The organism is Methylobacterium sp. Leaf88 (assembly GCF_001422795.1).
Classification (GTDB): Bacteria; Pseudomonadota; Alphaproteobacteria; order Rhizobiales; family Beijerinckiaceae; genus Methylobacterium.
Genome location: NZ_LMMK01000003.1, coordinates 22,617 through 40,127 on the forward strand (window position 1 = coordinate 22,617; position 17,511 = coordinate 40,127).

The 17,511-nt window shown below is 71.5% G+C and carries 18 protein-coding genes and 2 pseudogenes; 9 read left to right on the forward strand and 11 right to left on the reverse strand.

What is annotated here, in order from left to right; all coding sequences use genetic code 11:
* Positions 1–65: 65 nt before the first annotated feature.
* Both ASF20_RS01440 and ASF20_RS23745 read left to right on the forward strand, forming a co-directional pair.
* Positions 66–437: a transposase gene (locus tag ASF20_RS01440; RefSeq protein WP_056270265.1), complete on the forward strand. Its 372-nt coding sequence runs from the start codon at positions 66–68 to the stop codon at positions 435–437.
* Positions 438–688: 251 nt separating this feature from the next.
* Positions 689–844 (forward strand): hypothetical protein, encoded by a 156-nt coding sequence (locus ASF20_RS23745; RefSeq protein ID WP_156647925.1) that lies wholly within the window; start codon positions 689–691, stop codon positions 842–844.
* Between the two features lie 138 nt (positions 845–982).
* Here the strand turns inward: ASF20_RS23745 and ASF20_RS01445 are convergent, their stop codons facing one another.
* The 6 genes from ASF20_RS01445 to ASF20_RS01470 form a co-directional block, all read right to left on the reverse strand.
* The gene (locus ASF20_RS01445) at positions 983–1,918 is read right to left on the reverse strand and encodes an ABC transporter permease (RefSeq protein WP_056270062.1); all 936 of its coding nucleotides are present in this window, start codon (positions 1,916–1,918) and stop codon (positions 983–985) included.
* A complete protein-coding gene (locus ASF20_RS01450) occupies positions 1,911–3,032 on the reverse strand; it encodes an ABC transporter permease (RefSeq protein ID WP_082501114.1) in 1,122 nt (373 codons plus the stop codon). Before ASF20_RS01450 ends, ASF20_RS01445 begins: the two co-directional genes overlap by 8 nt.
* A 10-nt stretch (positions 3,033–3,042) precedes the next feature.
* Positions 3,043–4,557 carry an ABC transporter ATP-binding protein gene (locus ASF20_RS01455; RefSeq protein WP_244476292.1) on the reverse strand — a complete coding sequence of 505 codons (1,515 nt, stop codon included), beginning with the start codon at positions 4,555–4,557 and terminating at the stop codon, positions 3,043–3,045.
* Between the two features lie 62 nt (positions 4,558–4,619).
* Positions 4,620–5,705, reverse strand: coding sequence for a BMP family ABC transporter substrate-binding protein (locus tag ASF20_RS01460; RefSeq protein ID WP_056215646.1), 1,086 nt, complete (start codon positions 5,703–5,705; stop codon positions 4,620–4,622).
* A 174-nt stretch (positions 5,706–5,879) separates the two neighbouring features.
* Entirely contained in the window at positions 5,880–6,893 is a 1,014-nt protein-coding gene (locus tag ASF20_RS01465; protein WP_056270069.1) for a 2-oxoglutarate and iron-dependent oxygenase domain-containing protein, read from the reverse strand.
* A gap of 86 nt (positions 6,894–6,979) precedes the next feature.
* Positions 6,980–7,660: an isochorismatase family cysteine hydrolase gene (locus ASF20_RS01470; RefSeq protein ID WP_056270072.1), complete on the reverse strand. Its 681-nt coding sequence runs from the start codon at positions 7,658–7,660 to the stop codon at positions 6,980–6,982.
* A 587-nt stretch (positions 7,661–8,247) separates the two neighbouring features.
* Between ASF20_RS01470 and ASF20_RS01475 the strand changes: the two are divergent.
* Together ASF20_RS01475 and ASF20_RS01480 are read left to right on the forward strand one after the other, a co-directional pair.
* Positions 8,248–8,457: pseudogene (locus ASF20_RS01475) on the forward strand ((S)-ureidoglycine aminohydrolase); the annotation flags it as partial.
* A gap of 59 nt (positions 8,458–8,516) precedes the next feature.
* Positions 8,517–9,023, forward strand: coding sequence for an ureidoglycolate lyase (locus tag ASF20_RS01480; RefSeq protein ID WP_056270079.1), 507 nt, complete (start codon positions 8,517–8,519; stop codon positions 9,021–9,023).
* 47 nt (positions 9,024–9,070) lie between these two features.
* On the opposite strand, the gene ASF20_RS01485 is transcribed toward ASF20_RS01480, so the two are convergent.
* Positions 9,071–10,318 (reverse strand): MFS transporter, encoded by a 1,248-nt coding sequence (locus ASF20_RS01485; RefSeq protein WP_082501115.1) that lies wholly within the window; start codon positions 10,316–10,318, stop codon positions 9,071–9,073.
* Between the two features lie 94 nt (positions 10,319–10,412).
* On the opposite strand from ASF20_RS01485, the gene gcvA reads away from it, so the two are divergent.
* Complete coding sequence (gene gcvA / locus ASF20_RS01490; RefSeq protein ID WP_056270083.1) at positions 10,413–11,297, forward strand: transcriptional regulator GcvA; 885 nt, start codon at positions 10,413–10,415, stop codon at positions 11,295–11,297.
* A 46-nt stretch (positions 11,298–11,343) separates the two neighbouring features.
* On the opposite strand, the gene ASF20_RS01495 is transcribed toward gcvA, so the two are convergent.
* Together ASF20_RS01495 and ASF20_RS01500 are read right to left on the reverse strand one after the other, a co-directional pair.
* Positions 11,344–12,762: a phosphatase PAP2 family protein gene (locus ASF20_RS01495; RefSeq protein WP_056270087.1), complete on the reverse strand. Its 1,419-nt coding sequence runs from the start codon at positions 12,760–12,762 to the stop codon at positions 11,344–11,346.
* Between the two features lie 157 nt (positions 12,763–12,919).
* A complete protein-coding gene (locus tag ASF20_RS01500; protein ID WP_056215615.1) occupies positions 12,920–13,132 on the reverse strand; it encodes a hypothetical protein in 213 nt (70 codons plus the stop codon).
* A gap of 158 nt (positions 13,133–13,290) precedes the next feature.
* On the opposite strand from ASF20_RS01500, the gene ASF20_RS01505 reads away from it, so the two are divergent.
* From ASF20_RS01505 to ASF20_RS01515, 4 genes and pseudogenes are all read left to right on the forward strand, one after another.
* A complete protein-coding gene (locus tag ASF20_RS01505) occupies positions 13,291–13,539 on the forward strand; it encodes a hypothetical protein (protein ID WP_056270091.1) in 249 nt (82 codons plus the stop codon).
* Positions 13,540–13,718: 179 nt separating this feature from the next.
* Positions 13,719–14,018: pseudogene (locus tag ASF20_RS25345) on the forward strand (GntR family transcriptional regulator); the annotation flags it as partial.
* Positions 14,019–14,118: 100 nt separating this feature from the next.
* The gene (locus tag ASF20_RS25350) at positions 14,119–14,241 is read left to right on the forward strand and encodes a hypothetical protein (protein WP_348271387.1); all 123 of its coding nucleotides are present in this window, start codon (positions 14,119–14,121) and stop codon (positions 14,239–14,241) included.
* Between the two features lie 35 nt (positions 14,242–14,276).
* Entirely contained in the window at positions 14,277–14,534 is a 258-nt protein-coding gene (locus ASF20_RS01515) for a hypothetical protein (protein WP_056270096.1), read from the forward strand.
* Positions 14,535–14,720: 186 nt separating this feature from the next.
* Here the strand turns inward: ASF20_RS01515 and glmS are convergent, their stop codons facing one another.
* Complete coding sequence (gene glmS / locus ASF20_RS01520; RefSeq protein ID WP_056270099.1) at positions 14,721–16,547, reverse strand: glutamine--fructose-6-phosphate transaminase (isomerizing); 1,827 nt, start codon at positions 16,545–16,547, stop codon at positions 14,721–14,723.
* A 34-nt stretch (positions 16,548–16,581) separates the two neighbouring features.
* Positions 16,582–17,511 (reverse strand): NAD-dependent epimerase/dehydratase family protein, encoded by a 930-nt coding sequence (locus ASF20_RS01525; RefSeq protein ID WP_056215598.1) that lies wholly within the window; start codon positions 17,509–17,511, stop codon positions 16,582–16,584.

The window sequence follows — 17,511 nt, forward strand, 5'->3', positions numbered from 1 at the left end:
CTCGGCCGGCGGTGCGTTTCTTGCTGGACCGCCTCCTCGGATACCGACTCGATTGGCTGATGCGCATGCGTCGATCCCGACATACCGATCAAGAGATCGCGTTCCTCCTGCGGGAGGCCGCGAATGGCACCGCCATCGCGGCCATCTGCACGGCCGCGCACGTCTCCGTCGGCACGTTCTACCGCTGGCGCCGACGCTTCGGCGGCCTGTCGCCGGCCGGCGTCACCCGCCTCGGGGACGTCGAGCGCGAGAACGCGCGCCTGCGGAGCGAGATCACCGCGCTGCGGCAGGCGCTCCGCGCATCGGCGTCGGCCGGGCGGGACCATGGCCCCCCGCCACGCGGGACCCCGATGCTCGGATCGGCCGTTCCGTCGACCGGCTTCCGGGGCGGCCACGCCTCGGTCGGACGCTATGCCGGCCTCAGGACCGCGACCTGACACCCGAACGACGGGAAACGGGGCCGGCTCTACCGGGCCGCGCCGATGCGGACGGCGATCGTGGCGGACGGGATCGGTGGGCAGATCCCGCACGGGCCATCCCGGCGAGACGGCACCGCCCGGCCGGGGTGAACCAGGCCCGGTGGCGGGGGCAGAACAGGCGGCGGGCGGCGAAGACCCGGTGGGAGAAGGGGCTGCCATGCCCGACATCGACCCGCAGGCCGCCCTCCATCGCCGCCCGGATGATCGTGTTGGCCTCCTCGCCCATGGAAGAGGCCGCGCGCCAGGCCCACGACGCGCCCCTCGAACCGCTCGCGGGCCACGAGCGGGAGACCCTGATCCGGCTGATGACGACGATCACGGCAGCCCATCAGCCGCGGCACGGCGGCGATGGCGTGGCGATCTGAGGCGGCGCACGACCGGCCCGTGTCGACCCGTCACCGTCCCGGATCGGGCTGTCCGGCGCCCCGGGGCCGCCACCCCGCGATCGCCGCGCGCCGGGCTCGGTCCCGGAAGGCCGGCCGGGTCGGAAGCGGCGAGCCCTCTCAGCGGCGCTCCTCGCGCAGGTGGGCGACGCCGAGGGCCCGCGGCTCCAGGCTGCGGCCGTCCTGGCGCAGGCAGATCCAGATCATCACCGCGAGGGTGGCGAGGTAGGGCGTCATCAGGACGAGATATTGCGGCAGGGCGACGCCGATGGCGGCGATGCGGGGGATCAGCGCCTCGATGCCCCCGAACAGGAGGGCGCCCCCGAGCGCCCGCCAGGGCTGCCAGCGGGCGAAGATGACGAGGGCGACGGCGATCCAGCCGCGCCCGCCGCTCATGCCCTCGACCCAGATCTTGGCGACGCCCACCGAGAGATAGCCGCCCGCGAGGCCGACCAGCGCCGAGCCGAGGGCGATGGCCCCGTATCGGGTCAGGGCGACGCGGATGCCGGCGGCATCGGCCGCGTCGGGGCCGTCGCCGACGGCCCGCAGCCGCAGCCCGAACATCGTGCGGTCGAGGACGTGGGCGACGAGGGCGACGAGGGGCACCGTGGCGAAGACCAGGGGATCGTGCTGGAACAGGATCGGCCCCAGCACCGGGATGTCGGCGAGCGATCCCAGGGGAACGGTGTGCAGGCCGTCCACGGGCCGGCTGGTCCAGCCCGCGCGCGTCGCGATCACCCCCGTCATGCCCTGCGCCAGGAAGACCAGGGCGAGGCCGCCGATGACCTGGTTGACCCGCAGCGTCACCACGAGGAGCGCGTAGACCAGCGAGAGCGCCGCCGCCGCGAGCGCGGCCACGGTGAGCGCGAGGAGGGGGTAGTCCCCGACCCCGAGCAGAACGCCGATGCCGCTCATGGCGCCGATGAGCAGGAAGCCCTCCGCGCCCAGGGAGAGCACGCCCGCCTTCTCGGTGATGATGAGCCCGAGCGCGGCCAGCGCGTAGGGCAACGCGAAGGTCGGCACGTTGGCCAGCCAGTTGACGAGGAAATCAAACATCGGGGCGCCTTCCCGGCACCCACCGCACGCGGTGCCGCAAAAAGAAGTCGGAGGCGGCGACGCCGATCACGATCACCGCCTGGATGAGCTGCACCATCGCGCTGGGGATGCCGTAGAACACCTGCAGGCTCTGCCCAGCCACGTAGAGCACGCCGACCAGCACCGCGGTCACGAAGGTGGCGAGGGGATTGTTGCGGGCCAGGAACGCGATGAGGATGCCGGAGAAGCCGTAGCCGTTGAAGAACGACTGGGTCAGCCGGTACTCGACGCCCGCGCAGATGCTGAAGCCGGCCAAGCCCGCCAGCGCCCCCGAGAGCAGGGCGGCGGCCAGCATCACCCGCGTCATCGGCAGGCCCTGGCCTTCGCCGAGGCGCGGATTGGCTTCGGCCACCCGGGAGAGGAACCCGAAGCGGCTGACGTTCAGGAGCCACCAGCACAGGAGGGTGAGGAGGCCCGCCAGCGGCAGGGCCCAGGTCAGGTCCCCCCAGCCGAGACTGCCCAGCCGCTCGGCGAGGTCGTACTGCTTGGAATTGGGGAAGCTGCTCACCGGGTCCTGCCAGGGTCCGTAGAGCAGCTGCAGCAGCCCGTTGAACGCGACGTAGTTCAGCAGCAGCGTCGAGATGACCTCGTTCAGTCCGATGCGGATCTTCAGCACGGCCGGGATCAGGACCCAGGCCATCCCGGCCAGGGCCGCCGCCAGCATCATGAGGCCGAGCCGCACGGGGGCCGGCCCGACGTCGTGGATCGCGATCGCGGTGGCCGCGATGGCGCCCAGGATCATCTGCCCCTCGATGCCGATGTTCCAGAACCGGACGCGAAAGGCGACGGCCGCCGCGAGCCCGACGATGGCGAGGGGGCCCGCCTGGACCAGCACCGCCGTCAGGCTGCCCCGGCTGGTCACCATCGCGATCACGAATTCCTGGAGGAGATCCGAGAGGCCGACGCCGGAGGCGACCAGGATGGCGGTCGCGAGCCCCATCCCGACGACGAGGCCGCAGGCCAGGACCACGCCTTGATACCAGCGAGGGACGTGCTGCCGGATCTCGACCGTGATGCGGCCGCGCCCGGGCAGCCTGGGGCCCGGCCGCTGGGGGGCGGTGGACAGGAGGGGCATGGGACGAGCCTCAGGCATGGTGCACCATGGCGGCGCCGATGGCCTGCCGGTCGGCGGGCGCGTCGAACTCGCGAACGATCCGGCCCCGGCTGATCACGCCGATCCGATCCGACATCAGCATCACCTCGTCGAGATCCTCGCTGATCAGGAGCACGCCCGCGCCCGCGTCGCGGGCCTCGCGCAGGCGCCGGTGGATGTCGGCCGTCGCCCGCACGTCGAGGCCGCGCGCCGGAGAGTGGGCGAGGACGACGCGGGGCCGGCCGGCGAATTCGCGGGCGATGACGAGCTTCTGCGCATTGCCGCCCGAAAGCAGGCCGGCCTTCTGGCGGGGGCTGCGGGCGCCCCGGATGTCGAAGGCCGCGATGGCGGCCTCGGTCGCGGCCCGGATCGCGGCGCGATCGACCCGCAGCCAGCCGCCGAAGCGCCCGGAGGCCAGGCCGCCCACCGCATAGTTCTCGGCGACCGAGAGGTCGCCGGCCAGGCCGTAGACCTGCCGGTCCGCCGGGATCGCGGCCAGTCCCCGCGCCCGGCGCAGCTTGGGACCGGCGCCGGTGACGTCGTCGCCCGCGAGCGCGATGCGACCGGTCCCGGCGCGCCGGACCCCCATGAGGATCTCGGCGAGCTCGGTCTGACCGTTCCCGCCGACGCCGGCGAGGCCGTAGATCTCCCCCGCGCGGATCGTGAGGTTCAGGCCGTACAGGGTCTGCAGCCCGTCGGACCGGGTGCCCGCGAGACCCTCGACCGCGAGCACCGGGCCTTCGATCCGGGTGGCGGGGCAGTGCACCGGGTTCGCCGTGGCGCCGACCACCAGGGTGGTGAGCTCGGCCGCCGAGAGGCTCGCCGGATCGGCACTCGCCACGATGCGGCCGCCGCGCATCACGGTGACGCGGTCGGCATGGCGCTGCACCTCGCCGAGCTTGTGGGTGACGAGGACGACGGCCGCGCCCTGGCGCGCCAGGGCCCGCATGGTCGTGAGCAGCGCCTCCGCCTCGCGGTCGGTGAGCACGGCGGTGGGCTCGTCGAGGATGAGGATGCCGGCGCCGGCCACCAGCACCTTCAGGATCTCCACGCGCTGCTGCTCGGCCACCGACAGGCTGCCGACCGGCCGCCGGAGATCGACGGCGAAGCCCACCGCCTCGCTCTGCGCGCGGATCGCCGCCTCGACCTCGGCGAGACCGGCGCCGTAGCGGGCGGCCCCCTGCGCCAGCAGGATGTTCTCCACGGCGGTGAAGGCTTTGACGAGCTTGTAGTGCTGGTGGACCATGCCGATCCCGAGCCGCCGAGCCTCGACGGGGCCGGTCAACGCGACCTCGCGGCCCCGCACGCGGATGCGGCCCTGGTCGGGCCGGTAGAGCCCCGCCGCCACGTTCATCAGGGTGGATTTGCCGGCGCCGTTCTCGCCCAGCAGGGCGTGAACCTCGCCGGATTCCACCGCGAAATCGGCCTTGGCGAGCGCCTGGAAACCGTCGAAGGTCTTCGAGACGCCGAGGAGTTCGAGGGCCATGCCCATCGCTGCACCGTCCATGGGGTTGATCGGTCCGCCGGTCGCGGACGGGCGGCCGGGTGCGAGACCCGGCCGGAGCGCGGTCATTTCTGGGTGGTCACGCCCTTCACGAACCAGTCCATCTTCCAGAGGTCGGCATCGCTGAGGACCTGTCCGGCCGGCACCCGCAGCTTGCCGTCGCGATCGTCGAGGGGGCCGGCATAGATCTGCTTGCCCTCGATGATCGCCTTGCGCTCGGCCAGGATCTCCTTGACCGCCGCCGGAGGCACGGCCGCGCCGCAGCAGGCGATGTCGGTGCCCCCCTTGGCCATGCTCATGAAGGCCCCGTTGGGCGCCGGCACCCAGGTGCCGGCCATGATTTTCCGAATCTCGGGCACCAGGGCCTTGTCCCAGGTCCAGACCGAGGAGCAGATCGTCGCCTTGGGGGCGAATTCCCGCATGTCGCGGTGGTGGCCGGTGCCGTAGATCCCGCGCTCCTGCGCGACGATCTGGGTCGCGGGCGTGTCCACGTGCTGGCCGAGCACGTCGGCGCCCTGATCGACCAGGGCCTCGGCTGCGGCGCGCTCCTTCACCGGATCGTTCCAGATGCCGGTATAGACCACGTTGAGCGTGGCGTTGGGGTTCATCTTCCGGGCGCCGAGCTCGTAGGCGTTGATCGTCCAGTTCACCACGCCGAAGGGATTGGCCGCCACGAACCCGAGCTTGCCGGTCTTTGACACGGCGCCCGCGGCCATGCCGCAGAGATACTGGCTCTCGTAGGTGCGCCCGTAGACCGATTCGAGGTTCGGCCCGTTGGTGGTGCCCGACAGGTTAAGGAAGGCGACGTCGGGATACTTCTCGGACAGTTCCTTGAAGGTGTCGGAATAGCCGAAGGCGGTGCCGATGATGATGTTGTAGCCGCGCTTGATGAAGAGCTCGACCACGGGCCGGATCGCCGTGGCGTTCTCCTTCACCCCGTCCACCGCCGGGATCTTCATGTCCAGCGCCGCTTCCATCTTCACGCGGGCCTCATCGGCGGCCTGCGACCAGCCGCCGTCGTTCTTCTGCCCGAAGATCACCATGGCGACCTTGGGTTCGTCCTTCAGCTTGAAGGGCGCGGCCACGGCCGGCAGGGTGGGGAGGGCCGCGAGGCCTACGGCCAGCAGCGATTTCAGGAAGGGTCGGATCATGGCGTCGAGTTCTCCGGGATGAGCGGCCGCAATCGGCGGGCACAGGGAAGGTCGTGCGCGCGCCGCCGTCTGCGTGGCGCGCGCGGGTGTGGTCACGGCACGGTGTCGATCCGGAAGGCGTCGCCTTCGGGGTCGCGCGGGACGGGGTGGTCCCCGTCGCGGTCGGGCAGCACGTCAGGCCGCCTTGTCGACCTTGCCGAAGGTCGTCTGCTTGACGAACTTCGCGCGCAGGTGATCCCCGGAGGACACCGGGGCATACTTCGCCGGATGCTCGGCGTCCTGGCAGGTGGGCAGGCAGGCGACGTCGGCGTCGTAATTCGGCTGGTGGAAGAACACGATCGACAGGCGGTCGACGTTGTCCTCCGATCCGAACGCGGGATTGACCACCCGGTGCACCGTCGAGGACCAGGTATCGTTGGTCCATTGCTGCATCAGGTCGCCGATGTTGACGATGAAGGTGCCGGGAATGACCGGCACGTCGACCCACGCGCCGAGCTTGTTCTTGACCTGCAGGCTCTTGTCACCGAGTTCCTTGCGCAGGATCGTCATGCTGCTATAGTCGGAATGGGCACCGGCGCGGAGCTGACCGGGCAGCGGCGCGCTGGTCTGGGCCGGGTAGCGCAGCACGCGCATCATCGAGATGTTCTTGTCGATGGTCGGGTCGAAGTGGGTCTCGTCGAGCTTCAGTCCCAGCGCGAAGATGCGCATCAGGTCACGGGCGAGCGTGTCGACGGCGCGGAAATACGCGCTCCAGACCTCCTTCAGATCGGCAGGCTCGGCGGGCCAGACGTTCGGCGCGAAATGCGGACCGGCCGCTTCGCTGGTGTAGTAGGGGTCGCCCGCCGGCACGTCGACGGGGCCGATGGACAGCGACTCCTTGATGTCCGGCGGTGTCGGCTCGTCCAGGCTGAAGGACAGGCCTTCCCCGCCCACGGCGCTGTAGCCCCGGACCTGATCCGGGGCGGGCCGGTCGACAGCGAGCTTCTCCGCATGCGGCCGGTCGAAGAACTGGCGCGACACCGCGTGGGTGCGCGCGATCAGCGCTTCCGAAATGCCGTGGCCGGAGACGACGAGGAAGCCGATGTCGCGGCAAGCCTGGTCGACCTGGGCGGCGACGGCGGCTTTGCCCTCCGGCGTACCCGAGCGGTAGGGGCTGAGATCGATGACGGGAACCTGAAGCAGAGGCATGGCGGCATCCAAAGTTTGACCACCTGGTCCGACATGCCATGGCAACGACCGTGCCAAGCCGGGCCCCGGCGCCACCGACCGCGTCCTCACGCCGCCCGGGCGCGCCAGGCTGCCAGGATCTCGGCGGCCTCCGTGACGAGGCCGAGATGCGTCGCGACGATGCGCAAGGCCGCGTCCTCCAGCGCCGCACTGGTGCCGGCCACGAGGTCGGCGGCCACCACGACGTGGTAGCCGAGGTTCGACGCATCGAAGGCGGAGTTGAGAACGCAGCAGTCGGTCAGGCAGCCGTCGAAGACAACCGTGCGGATGCCGAGGTTCCGCAGAAGAAAATCGAGGTCTGTCGGGTAGAAGGCCGAGAGCCTCTTCTTGGTTTCGACGATCAGGTCGTCGTCCGTCACCTGGGTGACGAACGCGTTCCAGCGCGTCCCCTCGATCGCATGCTCGTCGGCGTTCGGGATTTCGCCCACATGCAGGGGGAAGACGAGGCGCCAGGCCGCCTTGAGGCCGTTGACGTCGTCGACTCCGCCCCGACGCAGCTTGCTCCGGACGTGGATGATCCGGATGCCGGCCGCCCGCGCGGAGTCGTGAAACGCATCGACCGCCGGCACGATGGCGCGGGCGCGCGGTGCCGGACAGGGGCAGGCGGGATCGTCGTCGAGATGGCCGCGGTGCAGGTCGATCGACACGATCGCCGTGGATTTCGGATCGAAATACGGAGCGAAAGCCGCTCCGAGATCCCGCATTTCGCCGTCGACGTAGCTTCGCATGGGTACCGCTCCCCGCTCCGGCACCGAAGGACCGGCGCCGTGTTCCGACACAGACTTTTCAAGCGATCCACACGGCCTTGAACGCGGGACCGTATGTTCGGGCATTGAGAGGAAGGGGCATGCACAGAGCCCCCCGCCAAGCTCAGAAGCCCAGCAACACCGGAGACGAAGGGGTGAGCCTTTGGCTGCCCTCTCGCCGGATGCATCGATTTTTCTATCTGGACCCTTCTCGGCGTTTCGCGGCGCAAGGCCGGACGACGAGACAATGAACAAATCAGCTGAGTTATTTCTTGGACCCGAATATCGACATCCTATTGGCAGTTTAAGCAATATAAAAATTTGAATTGCTAGGGCAATAGGCAAACTGATTGACTAATAGGCAAGTCGTGCCGCAACGTCTTGCTGCAGCGGTCCGGTGACCGGACGCCAGGGGGCTCCCGGGCCGACGCCGTCGCGGCGCGCTCGGCAGGGCTTCCCATCCCCTGGGAAACGGAACCGTCGAAACGCCACGGCCCGTGGTCCGCGTCCCGGCGTCTTGACGCGCTCCGGTGAAGTTCGTCACACCTGCCCGGCACGGAGCCCTCTGGATGACCGCCTCGCCCGACAACCCGCCCTGCGGCGGCCTGCCGCCCCAGACCGCGCTGATGACCGGCCGGGCCGTGTTCACCGAGGCCTACGCCGTCATCCCCCGGGGCGTGATGAGCGACATCGTCACCTCCGTCCTGCCCTTCCGGGAGCACACCCAGGCCTGGATGCTGGCCCGCCCCCTCTCGGGCTTCTCCGAGACCTTCGCCCAGTCCCGCCTCCACAAGGACGTCGACCGGCATCCATCCCTCGCACCCCTCCGGGGAAACCCATGAGCGACCGTCGCATCGTCGCCGCGCCGCTGACGGCGGAGGCCTTCGCCCCGTTCGGCACGGTCATCGACAAGGACGCCGTCGCGCCGCGTCCGATGAATGCCGGCAAGGCCCGCCGCTTCCACGACCTCGCACAGGTGCATGTGGCGGGCGCGGACGGGCACGTGGTGATCGGCTACGTCGAGGCCGACCCCTACGGCCTGCCCCTCGCCTTCAGCCTCGTGGAGCGCCATCCGCTGGGCGCACAGGCCTTCCTGCCCCTGAATGGGGCGCCGTTCCTCGTGGTGGTCTGCCCCGACGAGGGCGGCCGCCCCGGCCGGCCGCGGGCCTTCGTCACGGCGCCGGGGCAGGGCGTCTGCTACGCCATCGGGACGTGGCACGGGGTGCTCACCCCCGTCGGCGCCCCCCAGGACTTTCTCGTGGTCGACCGCGGCGGGCTGGGCACGAACCTGGAGGAATACGTGTTCGACCAACCCTGGACGATCCAGGCGCCCCCGGCGCCCTGAGCGGTCTCGAGCCCCCGGACCGGACAAGGCGGGACCGCGCCCGCCCGTCAGCGCGGCTCCGCGGCCGGGGAGGCGCCGGCGGCGAGGCGGGGCGACAGGACGACCATGAGCGGTACGACGGCCAGCGCCGTCGCGGCGGCGGCGAGCATCGCGACGCGGGGCCCGGCCGCATCGCCCAGCGGCCCGTAGAGCAGGGGGGCCGCCAGGGCGCTGCCGCCCAGGGTCCAGGTGTAGAAGACCGCGAAGGCCCTCTCGACCTGCCCCCCCGGCGCCAGCTCCGGCACCGTGCCGTAGAGCACGGAAGAGGTCCCGTTCAGCATGATGCCGAGGACCGGCAGGAGTGCCAGGACCGGCCAGAGCGGGAGCACGGTCACGGCCAGGATCGCCAGCGCCGTGCCCGTCTCGGTCAGGATGACGGTCCGGGTCACGCCGAAGCGCTCGCCGAACCGCCCGCAGACGGCCTTGCCGAGGGCGCCTCCGATGAACACCGCCGAGAGGGCGAAGCCCACCAGGGTCAGGCCGGCGCCCTTCTCCTGAAGCAGGAAGGGCAGGTAGAGGAGGAAGGCCGGGCGCGCGGCGTTGTCGAGGGTGCCGATGGCCACGAGCAGCCCGAAGCCGGCGCCTCCGGTCCCGCCGGGCGCAGCGGCCCGCGGCGATCCGGCCGCCCCCCCGTCCCGTGACGCGGGATCACGCGGCAGCAGGCGCAGGAGGCCGAGCGCCACCGCGAGACCCAAGGCGGCGATGAGCCAGAGCGCCGAGCGCCAGTCCATCAGCGACAACAGCAGGCCGAGCAGGGGCGGCACGCTGGCCTTTCCGAGGTCGCCCGTGAAGTTGTAGGTGCCGAGCGGACCGCGGGCCGAGCGGCCGTAGGCGCGGGCGATCACCGCGGAGGCCAGGGGATGCTGGGTGCTGCTGCCGATGCCCCCGAGGGTCAGGGCCAGGCAGAGGCCGGCCAGGCTCCCCGAGAGGCCGGCCAGGGCATAGCCGCCGGCGCTCAGCAGGGTTCCGAGCACCAGCACCCGCCGCGCGCCGAACCGGGCCGCAAGCTGGGCCGACGGCATCTGCAGGGCGGCGAGGGCACCGTTGTACAGGCTGCGCAGCAGGGCCAGGGCGGCGTAGCCGAGGGCGAACTCCGCCTGCCAGACCGGCAGGAGCACGTAGATCAGGTCCGTGTAGCCGTCGTGCAGGGCGTGGTTGAGGCCGACGGCCGCCAGCGTCCGCCGCGCCCCCGGGCAGGGCGGGGCGCCGACGACGGACGTTCGAAACGGAGCGCTCAGGTCCTGTGCGGACGACATGCGGGACTGATCCTGGTTTGCCGACGCAGGATCACCCGCTCGTCCGCGGCTGACAAACGCCTTATGCTGACGCTCGCGTGAGGAAACCTGACCCGTGCTGCGTCGCCTGCCGCCCCTGAACGCGCTGAAGGCCTTCGAGGCCGCCGGGCGCCATGCCAGCTTCACCCGGGCCGCCGAGGAGTTGCGCGTCACCCACGGGGCGGTGAGCCGGCACGTCCAGGCGCTCGAAGCCTGGCTCGGCCAGCCCCTCTTCGAGCGGCACAACCGCCGCGTGGTCCTGACGGAGGCGGGCGCGAGCTACCTCGCCGAGATCGGCGCCGCCCTGGATCGCATCGCCCTCGCGACGACGCGACAGGTGGAGCGCGGACGGCCACGCCTGCTCCGCGTGAACGCGCTGGCGACCTTCACCCTGCGCTGGCTGATCCCGCGGCTCTCCGGGTTCCAGCGCGCCAATCCCGCCGTGGAGGTGCGCCTGACCACCTCAAACGTGCCCCTGGCCAACCTGGCCGAGCCCTTCGACGTCGCCATCCGGGGTGGCCCCGACCAGCGGACGGGCCATATCGGGCGCCCCTTCCTCACCGAGCGCCGCATCCCCGTCTGCAGTCCCACCCTGCTGCGGCGCCTGCCGCTCACGGAGGCGGGACAGCTCCGGGGTCACACGCTGCTGCACGCGGCGACGCTGCCCCAGGTCTGGCCGCAATGGCTGGAGGCCGCCGGAGTGCCGGGCCTGGAGCCGCGGGCCTCGGTGACGCTGGAGCATTTCTACCTCACGCTCCAGGCGGCCCTCGACGGCCTCGGCGTGGCGATGGGGCCCGAGCGGCTGATTGCCGACGACGTCGCGGCCGGCCGGCTGACCTGCCCCTTCGCCGGCCCCTCCCTGCCAGCCCGAAGCTACTTCACCTACGTGCCGGAGGCCCGCGCGGACGACCCCTCGGTCCGCGCGTTCTGTGCCTGGCTGGTCGCCGCGGCCGACCCTTGAGGCCCGGGGCCGTCTCCGGTCCCCCGGCGAGCCCCGTCCGCCGGTCTCACCGGGGGGCCGGAGACGGGGCCTGCTTGGCGGCGGCCAGGGCGGCCGCCTTGCCGGCGGCGGCGTAGAGATCGAGACGCGCATAGATGCCGAAGGCCGATCCGTCGTCCAGGAACCCGCCGCCCGGTCCCTGGGTCTCCGTCAGGATCGCGTTGGCCTCCGCGAGGCTGAGCACCGGGAAGGCGGCCGTGAGCAGGTGTCCGGCCTCCGGCGCGAGCCGGCCGACATCGTCCGTCGTGCCCACCCGCTGCGGATGCACGACGGGCAGGCCGTAGGTCTGGGTCGCGTCGTAGAGGGCCGCGTTGGCGGCGGCCTCGCGGAAGCGTCCGGTATCGGCGCTCGCGCAGGCTGCGACGGTGCCGCCGCAGGCGTCTTTCAGGAAGGCGGTCAGGTCCGTGCGGGCGGCTTCGACAGCCGCCCGATAATCGGGGATCGTCACGGCCGCGTGGGTCTCGCGGCCCATCTCGGCGACCACCGCCGGGTTGCGACGCATCTGGCCCACATAGGCGGGATCGTTGGCCAGGAGATGGGCGACCGCGTGCAGGGCGACCGCCCGTCCGCCCAGCACATCCATGGCGTAATGCGCCCCGACGACGATGCGGTTGGTGCCGTACTCGGCGGCGCGGGTGATCATCTGCTGGTAGCGCTCCGGCACCAGGATCGCGAGCACGACGGATTCGGTGTAGCCGTAGGTGGTGTGCCCGCTCGGATACGAAGGGCTGTCGAGCAGGTTCATGCGCGGGCCGCGCAGCCAGTCCAGGCTGTGGGACGGCCGGCCGAAGTAGTCGGTGCCGCGATAGGCGAACAGGCTCGGCAGGGTCTGGAACGGACGGGCATCGCCGTGGGCATCGCTCCCCGGCGTCCCGGCGGGTCGGCCATAGGCCTTGCCGAACACGTCCGTCGTGCCGCCGCGCTCCGTCAGGAGGACGGCGGCGGCCTCCGAGACCGGCGCCTTGCCGTTGGTGGTGGCGTTCGCGAAGAAGTACTTGCCCGCGTTCGAGTCGGACTTGGCGACGTGGTTGGTGTAGCCGAGGAGGTCGGCGACGGACGGCGCCACGTTGGTGAAGGTCTCGTCGGCGGCGTAGCGGGCCTTGGCCTGGTAGACGCCGCCGAGCCTGCTGCCGAGCCCGTCGGCGAGTTCCGTCGCGTTTCCGTCGGTGATGAAGGAATCGCGCAGGGCGAGCTGACGCTGATCGCGGAGCGGCAACAGGAAGGGCACCGCGCCGGTCCCGGCCTGAATCGCGCCCGTGACCGTCAGGTTGGCGTCGAGGGCGGCCCGTCCCGTCTCGCTCGCGCCCAGGGCGCTGACGGGCGCGAGCCCCTTCAGGGCGGCGAGGGTCTGCGACGACTGCGCCGCGGCCGGGAGGGGCGACAGGAGGCACAGGGCCGTCGTCCAGGATCTCAGCGTCTTCGCCATGGTGTCGTCTCCGGTGCCCGGTGCCGCTCCCGGTCCAGAGGCTCCGGGCCCCGGGAATCCCGGGCCCGGACCGGACGGGATCGGGAAGCTCGGATCGGGTCATAGAAGTTGTATGTGACGGCCGGACGTCGGGACCGTGCCGGATGCGGTCGACGGGTCAGGCGGATCGACCGGGGCCGATGGAGGCGTCCCGGTCCGCGTCGAGCTGGACCATCAGCTCGGCGAGCCGCGGGTCGAGGGGCTCGTCGATGACGGGCTCGTAGAGGGCTTGCAGCTGACGGCCGAGACGGAGCCGGGTGGCCTCGTTCAGGGTCGGCAGGGAAATCTCATCGGGACGGCGATGCCGTTCGTGCTCAAGATCGCTGGCCATACGCCTCATGTGGCGGACGAACGGTTGCCGGCAATGGGCGCGGCCGGCCCGGACCACAGCCTTTCGCGCCGTCGCCGATCCGTCCCGTCTCCGTTCCCCGCCGGAACACGCCGATCCCGCATCCGGTTGGACGCTCACGGCAATCGGAGGAATCATCCATGAACAAGGCGTCATCCGTGAACACCAGTCTCGCCTGGACGGCCGGCCTCGCCCTGGGTCTCATCGCCCTCGCGGGCCAGGCGGAGGCCAAGGGCTGCATCAAGGGGGCGGTCGTCGGCGGCGTCGCCGGACACATGGCCGGGCATGGAAAGATGGGCGCCGCCGCCGGCTGCGCCGTCGGGCACAGCAAGGCGAACAAGAAAGACAAGCAGCCGAGTGGGGCTCAGCAGCCGCCGCAACAGAACTGAAGCCCTGAACCTCCAGCCGCGGCGGCGGCCCTGAACGCGGGTGGGCCCGGAGGAGCCGGCCGGGCTTCTCCGGGCCGGGCGTCATCGAGAAGGCCTTCGCGGATCGACAGGAGGTCGGACAAGACTTGATTCCCCTCGGCCTGCCCGACCGGGCGCTCGCCGCGCTCCAGGAGGCCGGCGTGACGGCGCTTTGCCTCAACGTCCTCGTCGGCGGCGGCGTCGGTCTCGCCGACGTCGAGGCCTACGAGCAGCTCGCCCGCGAGATGGGCTGGCACCTGCAGGTCCTCCTCGACGCGCGCGACCTGCCGGTGCCGGTGGTCATCGATCACATGGGCGATCCCATGGGCGATTCCATGGGCCATGTCCCCACCTCCGCGGGCCTCGCGGATCCGGGCTTCCGCACCCTCGTCGACCTCGTGCGCGACGGCGCCTGGCTGAAGTTCCAGGGCGCGTCCCGCACCTCCACGGCGGGGCCGCCCTACGCCGACACGGTCCCGTTCGCGCGGGCCCTGAACGAGGCCGCGCCGGATCGCTCCCTACTGGGGCTCGAACCGGCCGCACGTGGCGACCTGGGGCCCGATGCCCGCCATCGGCGACCTGCTCGACCTGATGGCGGACTGGGTTCCGGACCCGGAGCGGCGGCGGAAGTACTTCGTCGACGATCCGCACCGGCTCTACGGCTTCCCGCCAGGGCTTCGTTAAGGCTCCGTGCAGGGGAGGCGGATTAGGGTCCGGTCATGCGCTACATCTCGGCCGCCGGCCTGCTCCTCTGCGTCTCGCTCCACGCCGCGGCCGTGGCGGCCGGACCGCTCGATCGCCTGATGGGTGCGCCCGACACCCCCGGCGTGGTGACCGGCGGATCGTTCGGCCCGAGCGGAAACGACTATTACGGCGACATGCGCCTGCAGCCCGCGGGCTCACGGTCCCTCGCAACCCGTTACGCCAGGGTCAAGCCGCGCCACCCCAAGGTCGACAAACCGGTTCCGAGATCCTGACGCCCGCACAAGAAACCCGCCGCGGCCGGAGCCGGGCGGGTGGAGGTGTTCGCCTCTGGGAGGAAAGCGTCCGTCCTTCCTAACGGGTCCTCCGGCCGGCACCACTTCGCCGGGCGCGGGTCTGGTATGCCAGAACGGCGCAAGCCCCGGGACGGGCCGTTTCCCTGGGGGCCGACCCCGTGACGGTCACTCCACGGTAACGGACTTGGCGAGGTTGCGGGGCTGGTCGACGTCCTTTCCCATGGTCACGGCCGCGTGGTAGGCCAGGAGCTGGATCGGGACGGCGTAGAGGATCGGAGCCACCACCGGTTCGACCTCCGGCATCATCACCGTCGCCAGGGTATCCAGGCCGTGCGCGGCCGCCCCGGTGGCATCGCCGATGAGGACGATCCGTCCCCCGCGCGCGGCGACCTCCTGCATGTTCGACACCGTCTTCTCGAACACCGCGTCGTGGGGCGCGATCACGATGACCGGCATCGCCTCGTCGATCAGGGCGATCGGGCCGTGCTTGAGCTCGCCCGCCGCGTAGCCCTCGGCGTGGATGTAGGAGATCTCCTTCAGTTTCAGGGCCCCTTCGAGGGCGAGCGGATAGGCGGTGCCGCGGCCGAGATAGAGCACGTCGCGGGCCTTCGCGATCTCCTGGGCCAGGCCCTGGATCTCGGATTCCTGGCGCAGGGCCTGCGCCAGGAGGCCGGGCATGGCGATCAGCGCGTCGACGAGCCGGCGCTCCGCGTCGGCGTCGAGATGCCCGCGGGCCCGGCCCGCCGCGATGGCGAGGCACAGGAGCGTCGTCAGCTGGCAGGTGAAGGCCTTGGTGGAGGCGACCCCGATCTCGGGTCCGGCGAAGGTCGGCAGCACCACATCGGATTCCCGCGCCATGGTGGAGGTCGGCACGTTGAGGACCGCCAGGATGTGCTGACCCTGGGCGCGGGCGTAGCGCAGGGAGGCGAGGGTGTCGGCGGTCTCGCCCGATTGCGAGATCACCAGGGCGGCCTCGCCCCGGCTCAGCGGGGCCTCGCGGTAGCGGAACTCGGAGGCGACGTCGATTTCGACCGGCAGGCGCGCCAGGCTCTCGAACCAGTACTTGGCCACGAGGCCGGCATAGTAGGCCGTGCCGCAGGCGGTGATGGACAGGCGCGTCAGGTCGGCGAAGTCGAAGGGCAGCGTCACGGGAAGCCGGACGCGGCTCGCCGCGAGGTCGATGTAATGGGCCAGGGTCCGGCCCACCACTTCGGGCTGCTCGTGGATCTCCTTGGCCATGAAGTGGCGGTGGTTGCCGCGGTCGACCAGGTAGTTCTGCGTCACGATGGTCTGGCGCGCCCGGGTGGCCGGCGCCCCCGCGGCATCCCGGATCTCGGCCCCCTGGCGCGTCAGCACGGCCCAGTCGCCGTCCTCCAGGTAGGTGATCGAATCGGTCAGCGGGGCCAGCGCCAGGGCGTCCGACCCGAGATAGGTCTCGCCCGCGCCGAACCCCACCGCCAGGGGAGCGCCGTGGCGGGCCCCGATCAGCAGGTCGGTCTCGCCGGCGAAGAGGAAGGCGAGGGCGAAGGCGCCGCGCAGCTGGGGCAGGGTGGTGGCCACCGCCTCCACCGGGTCCAGGCCGCGCTCCATGTGCCAGCTCACCAGCTGGGCCACGACCTCGGTGTCGGTTTCGGTCTCGAAGGCGACGCCGTCGGCCTCCAGCCGCCGCTTGAGCGTGCGGAAGTTCTCGATGATGCCGTTATGGACCACCGCCAGGCGCGCGGTGGCATGCGGATGGGCGTTGGTCTCGTTGGGCCGCCCGTGGGTCGCCCACCGGGTGTGGCCGATCCCGATGGGGCCGGTGAGCGGCGACTGGATCAGCTTGAGCTGGAGGTTGACGAGCTTGCCCTCGGCCCGGCGCCGCTCCAGCCGGCCCGCCTCCAGGGTGGCCATTCCGGCGGAATCATAACCCCGGTACTCCAGGCGCCGCAGCGCCTCGACCACGGGCCCCGCAACCGCCTCGCGGCCGACGATTCCGACGATTCCGCACATGGGTGGACTCCTGAAGGCTGGAAGGACGGCAGGCTCAGGCGGCGCGCAGGGGCGCCGTCAGCATCGTACCGGCGGCTTGGCGCAGGTCGCGCCGCGGCGGCTTCGCGCCGAGGGCGGCCAGGGCGTCGGGCGAGCCGACGATGACCCGGCGCTCGCCGCGGCGCAGCCGGGCCGGGTCATGGGCGATCGTGATCGGCTTGCCGGAGGCCAGGATCATGCCCTCCAGGAGGTCGCCGATGCGGGTGGGGACGCCGGTGCACAGGTTGACCACCCCGGAGGCCGCCGGATTGGCGGCGAGCTCGGCGAGGGCCCAGGCGACATCCTCGACGAGGAGCATGTCACGGCAGACCTCGATGTCGCCGGTGACGAGGGTTCCGCCGCCGGCACCGAACGCGTCGATCTGGCGGGCAAAGTCGCCCAGCGCGAGATGGCCGGGCAATCCCCGCCCGATCGGGTTGAAGATCCGCGCCACGAGCACGCGGATTCCGGTCTCGGCCGCGAAGGTGAGGGCGGCCCGGGTCTGGGCGAGCTTGCTCCGGCCGTAGGCCGTGAGCGGTGCGCAGGGCGCGTCTTCCCGCACCGGAACCCCGTCGACCACGGCCTCGCCGTATTCGGCGGCGCTTCCCGCCAGGATGACGGTCGGGCGCAGCCCGGTGCGGCGCAGGGCGGCGAAGAGCGCCTGGGCCAGGCCGAGATTGACCGCCTGCAACCCCTCGGGCGTCCCCTGCGTCGCGCCGGCGAGGTGGAACACCGTGGCGGGCCGGAAGTGGTCGAGGGCCTTCCCCCAGGTCGCGACGCTCCAGTGCCCGGGCGCCACGGTCCAGTGCTCGGCCCGGACATCCCGCCGGGTGCCGACCGTCGCGACGGGCAGTCCGCGCCCGTCGAGATGCGTGGCGAGGGCCCGGCCGATGAAGCCCCCCGCGCCGCTGATCAGGATGCCGCCACCCGGCTGGTGCGACGACAT

Excerpts from the sequence above, each read along its gene's own strand:
- ASF20_RS01440 (WP_056270265.1), top strand. The coding sequence starts at position 66 with ATGCGTCGATCCCGACATACCGATCAAGAGATCGCGTTCCTCCTGCGG.
- ASF20_RS01445 (WP_056270062.1), bottom strand. The coding sequence starts at position 1,918 with ATGTTTGATTTCCTCGTCAACTGGCTGGCCAACGTGCCGACCTTCGCG.
- ASF20_RS01450 (WP_082501114.1), bottom strand. The coding sequence starts at position 3,032 with ATGCCCCTCCTGTCCACCGCCCCCCAGCGGCCGGGCCCCAGGCTGCCC.
- ASF20_RS01455 (WP_244476292.1), bottom strand. The coding sequence starts at position 4,557 with ATGGACGGTGCAGCGATGGGCATGGCCCTCGAACTCCTCGGCGTCTCG.
- ASF20_RS01460 (WP_056215646.1), bottom strand. The coding sequence starts at position 5,705 with ATGATCCGACCCTTCCTGAAATCGCTGCTGGCCGTAGGCCTCGCGGCC.
- ASF20_RS01465 (WP_056270069.1), bottom strand. The coding sequence starts at position 6,893 with ATGCCTCTGCTTCAGGTTCCCGTCATCGATCTCAGCCCCTACCGCTCG.
- ASF20_RS01470 (WP_056270072.1), bottom strand. The coding sequence starts at position 7,660 with ATGCGAAGCTACGTCGACGGCGAAATGCGGGATCTCGGAGCGGCTTTC.
- ASF20_RS01480 (WP_056270079.1), top strand. The coding sequence starts at position 8,517 with ATGAGCGACCGTCGCATCGTCGCCGCGCCGCTGACGGCGGAGGCCTTC.
- ASF20_RS01485 (WP_082501115.1), bottom strand. The coding sequence starts at position 10,318 with ATGTCGTCCGCACAGGACCTGAGCGCTCCGTTTCGAACGTCCGTCGTC.
- ASF20_RS01495 (WP_056270087.1), bottom strand. The coding sequence starts at position 12,762 with ATGGCGAAGACGCTGAGATCCTGGACGACGGCCCTGTGCCTCCTGTCG.
- ASF20_RS01500 (WP_056215615.1), bottom strand. The coding sequence starts at position 13,132 with ATGGCCAGCGATCTTGAGCACGAACGGCATCGCCGTCCCGATGAGATT.
- ASF20_RS01505 (WP_056270091.1), top strand. The coding sequence starts at position 13,291 with ATGAACAAGGCGTCATCCGTGAACACCAGTCTCGCCTGGACGGCCGGC.
- ASF20_RS25350 (WP_348271387.1), top strand. The coding sequence starts at position 14,119 with ATGCCCGCCATCGGCGACCTGCTCGACCTGATGGCGGACTGGGTTCCG.
- ASF20_RS01515 (WP_056270096.1), top strand. The coding sequence starts at position 14,277 with ATGCGCTACATCTCGGCCGCCGGCCTGCTCCTCTGCGTCTCGCTCCAC.
- glmS (WP_056270099.1), bottom strand. The coding sequence starts at position 16,547 with ATGTGCGGAATCGTCGGAATCGTCGGCCGCGAGGCGGTTGCGGGGCCC.
- ASF20_RS01525 (WP_056215598.1), bottom strand. The coding sequence starts at position 17,511 with ATGTCGTCGCACCAGCCGGGTGGCGGCATCCTGATCAGCGGCGCGGGG.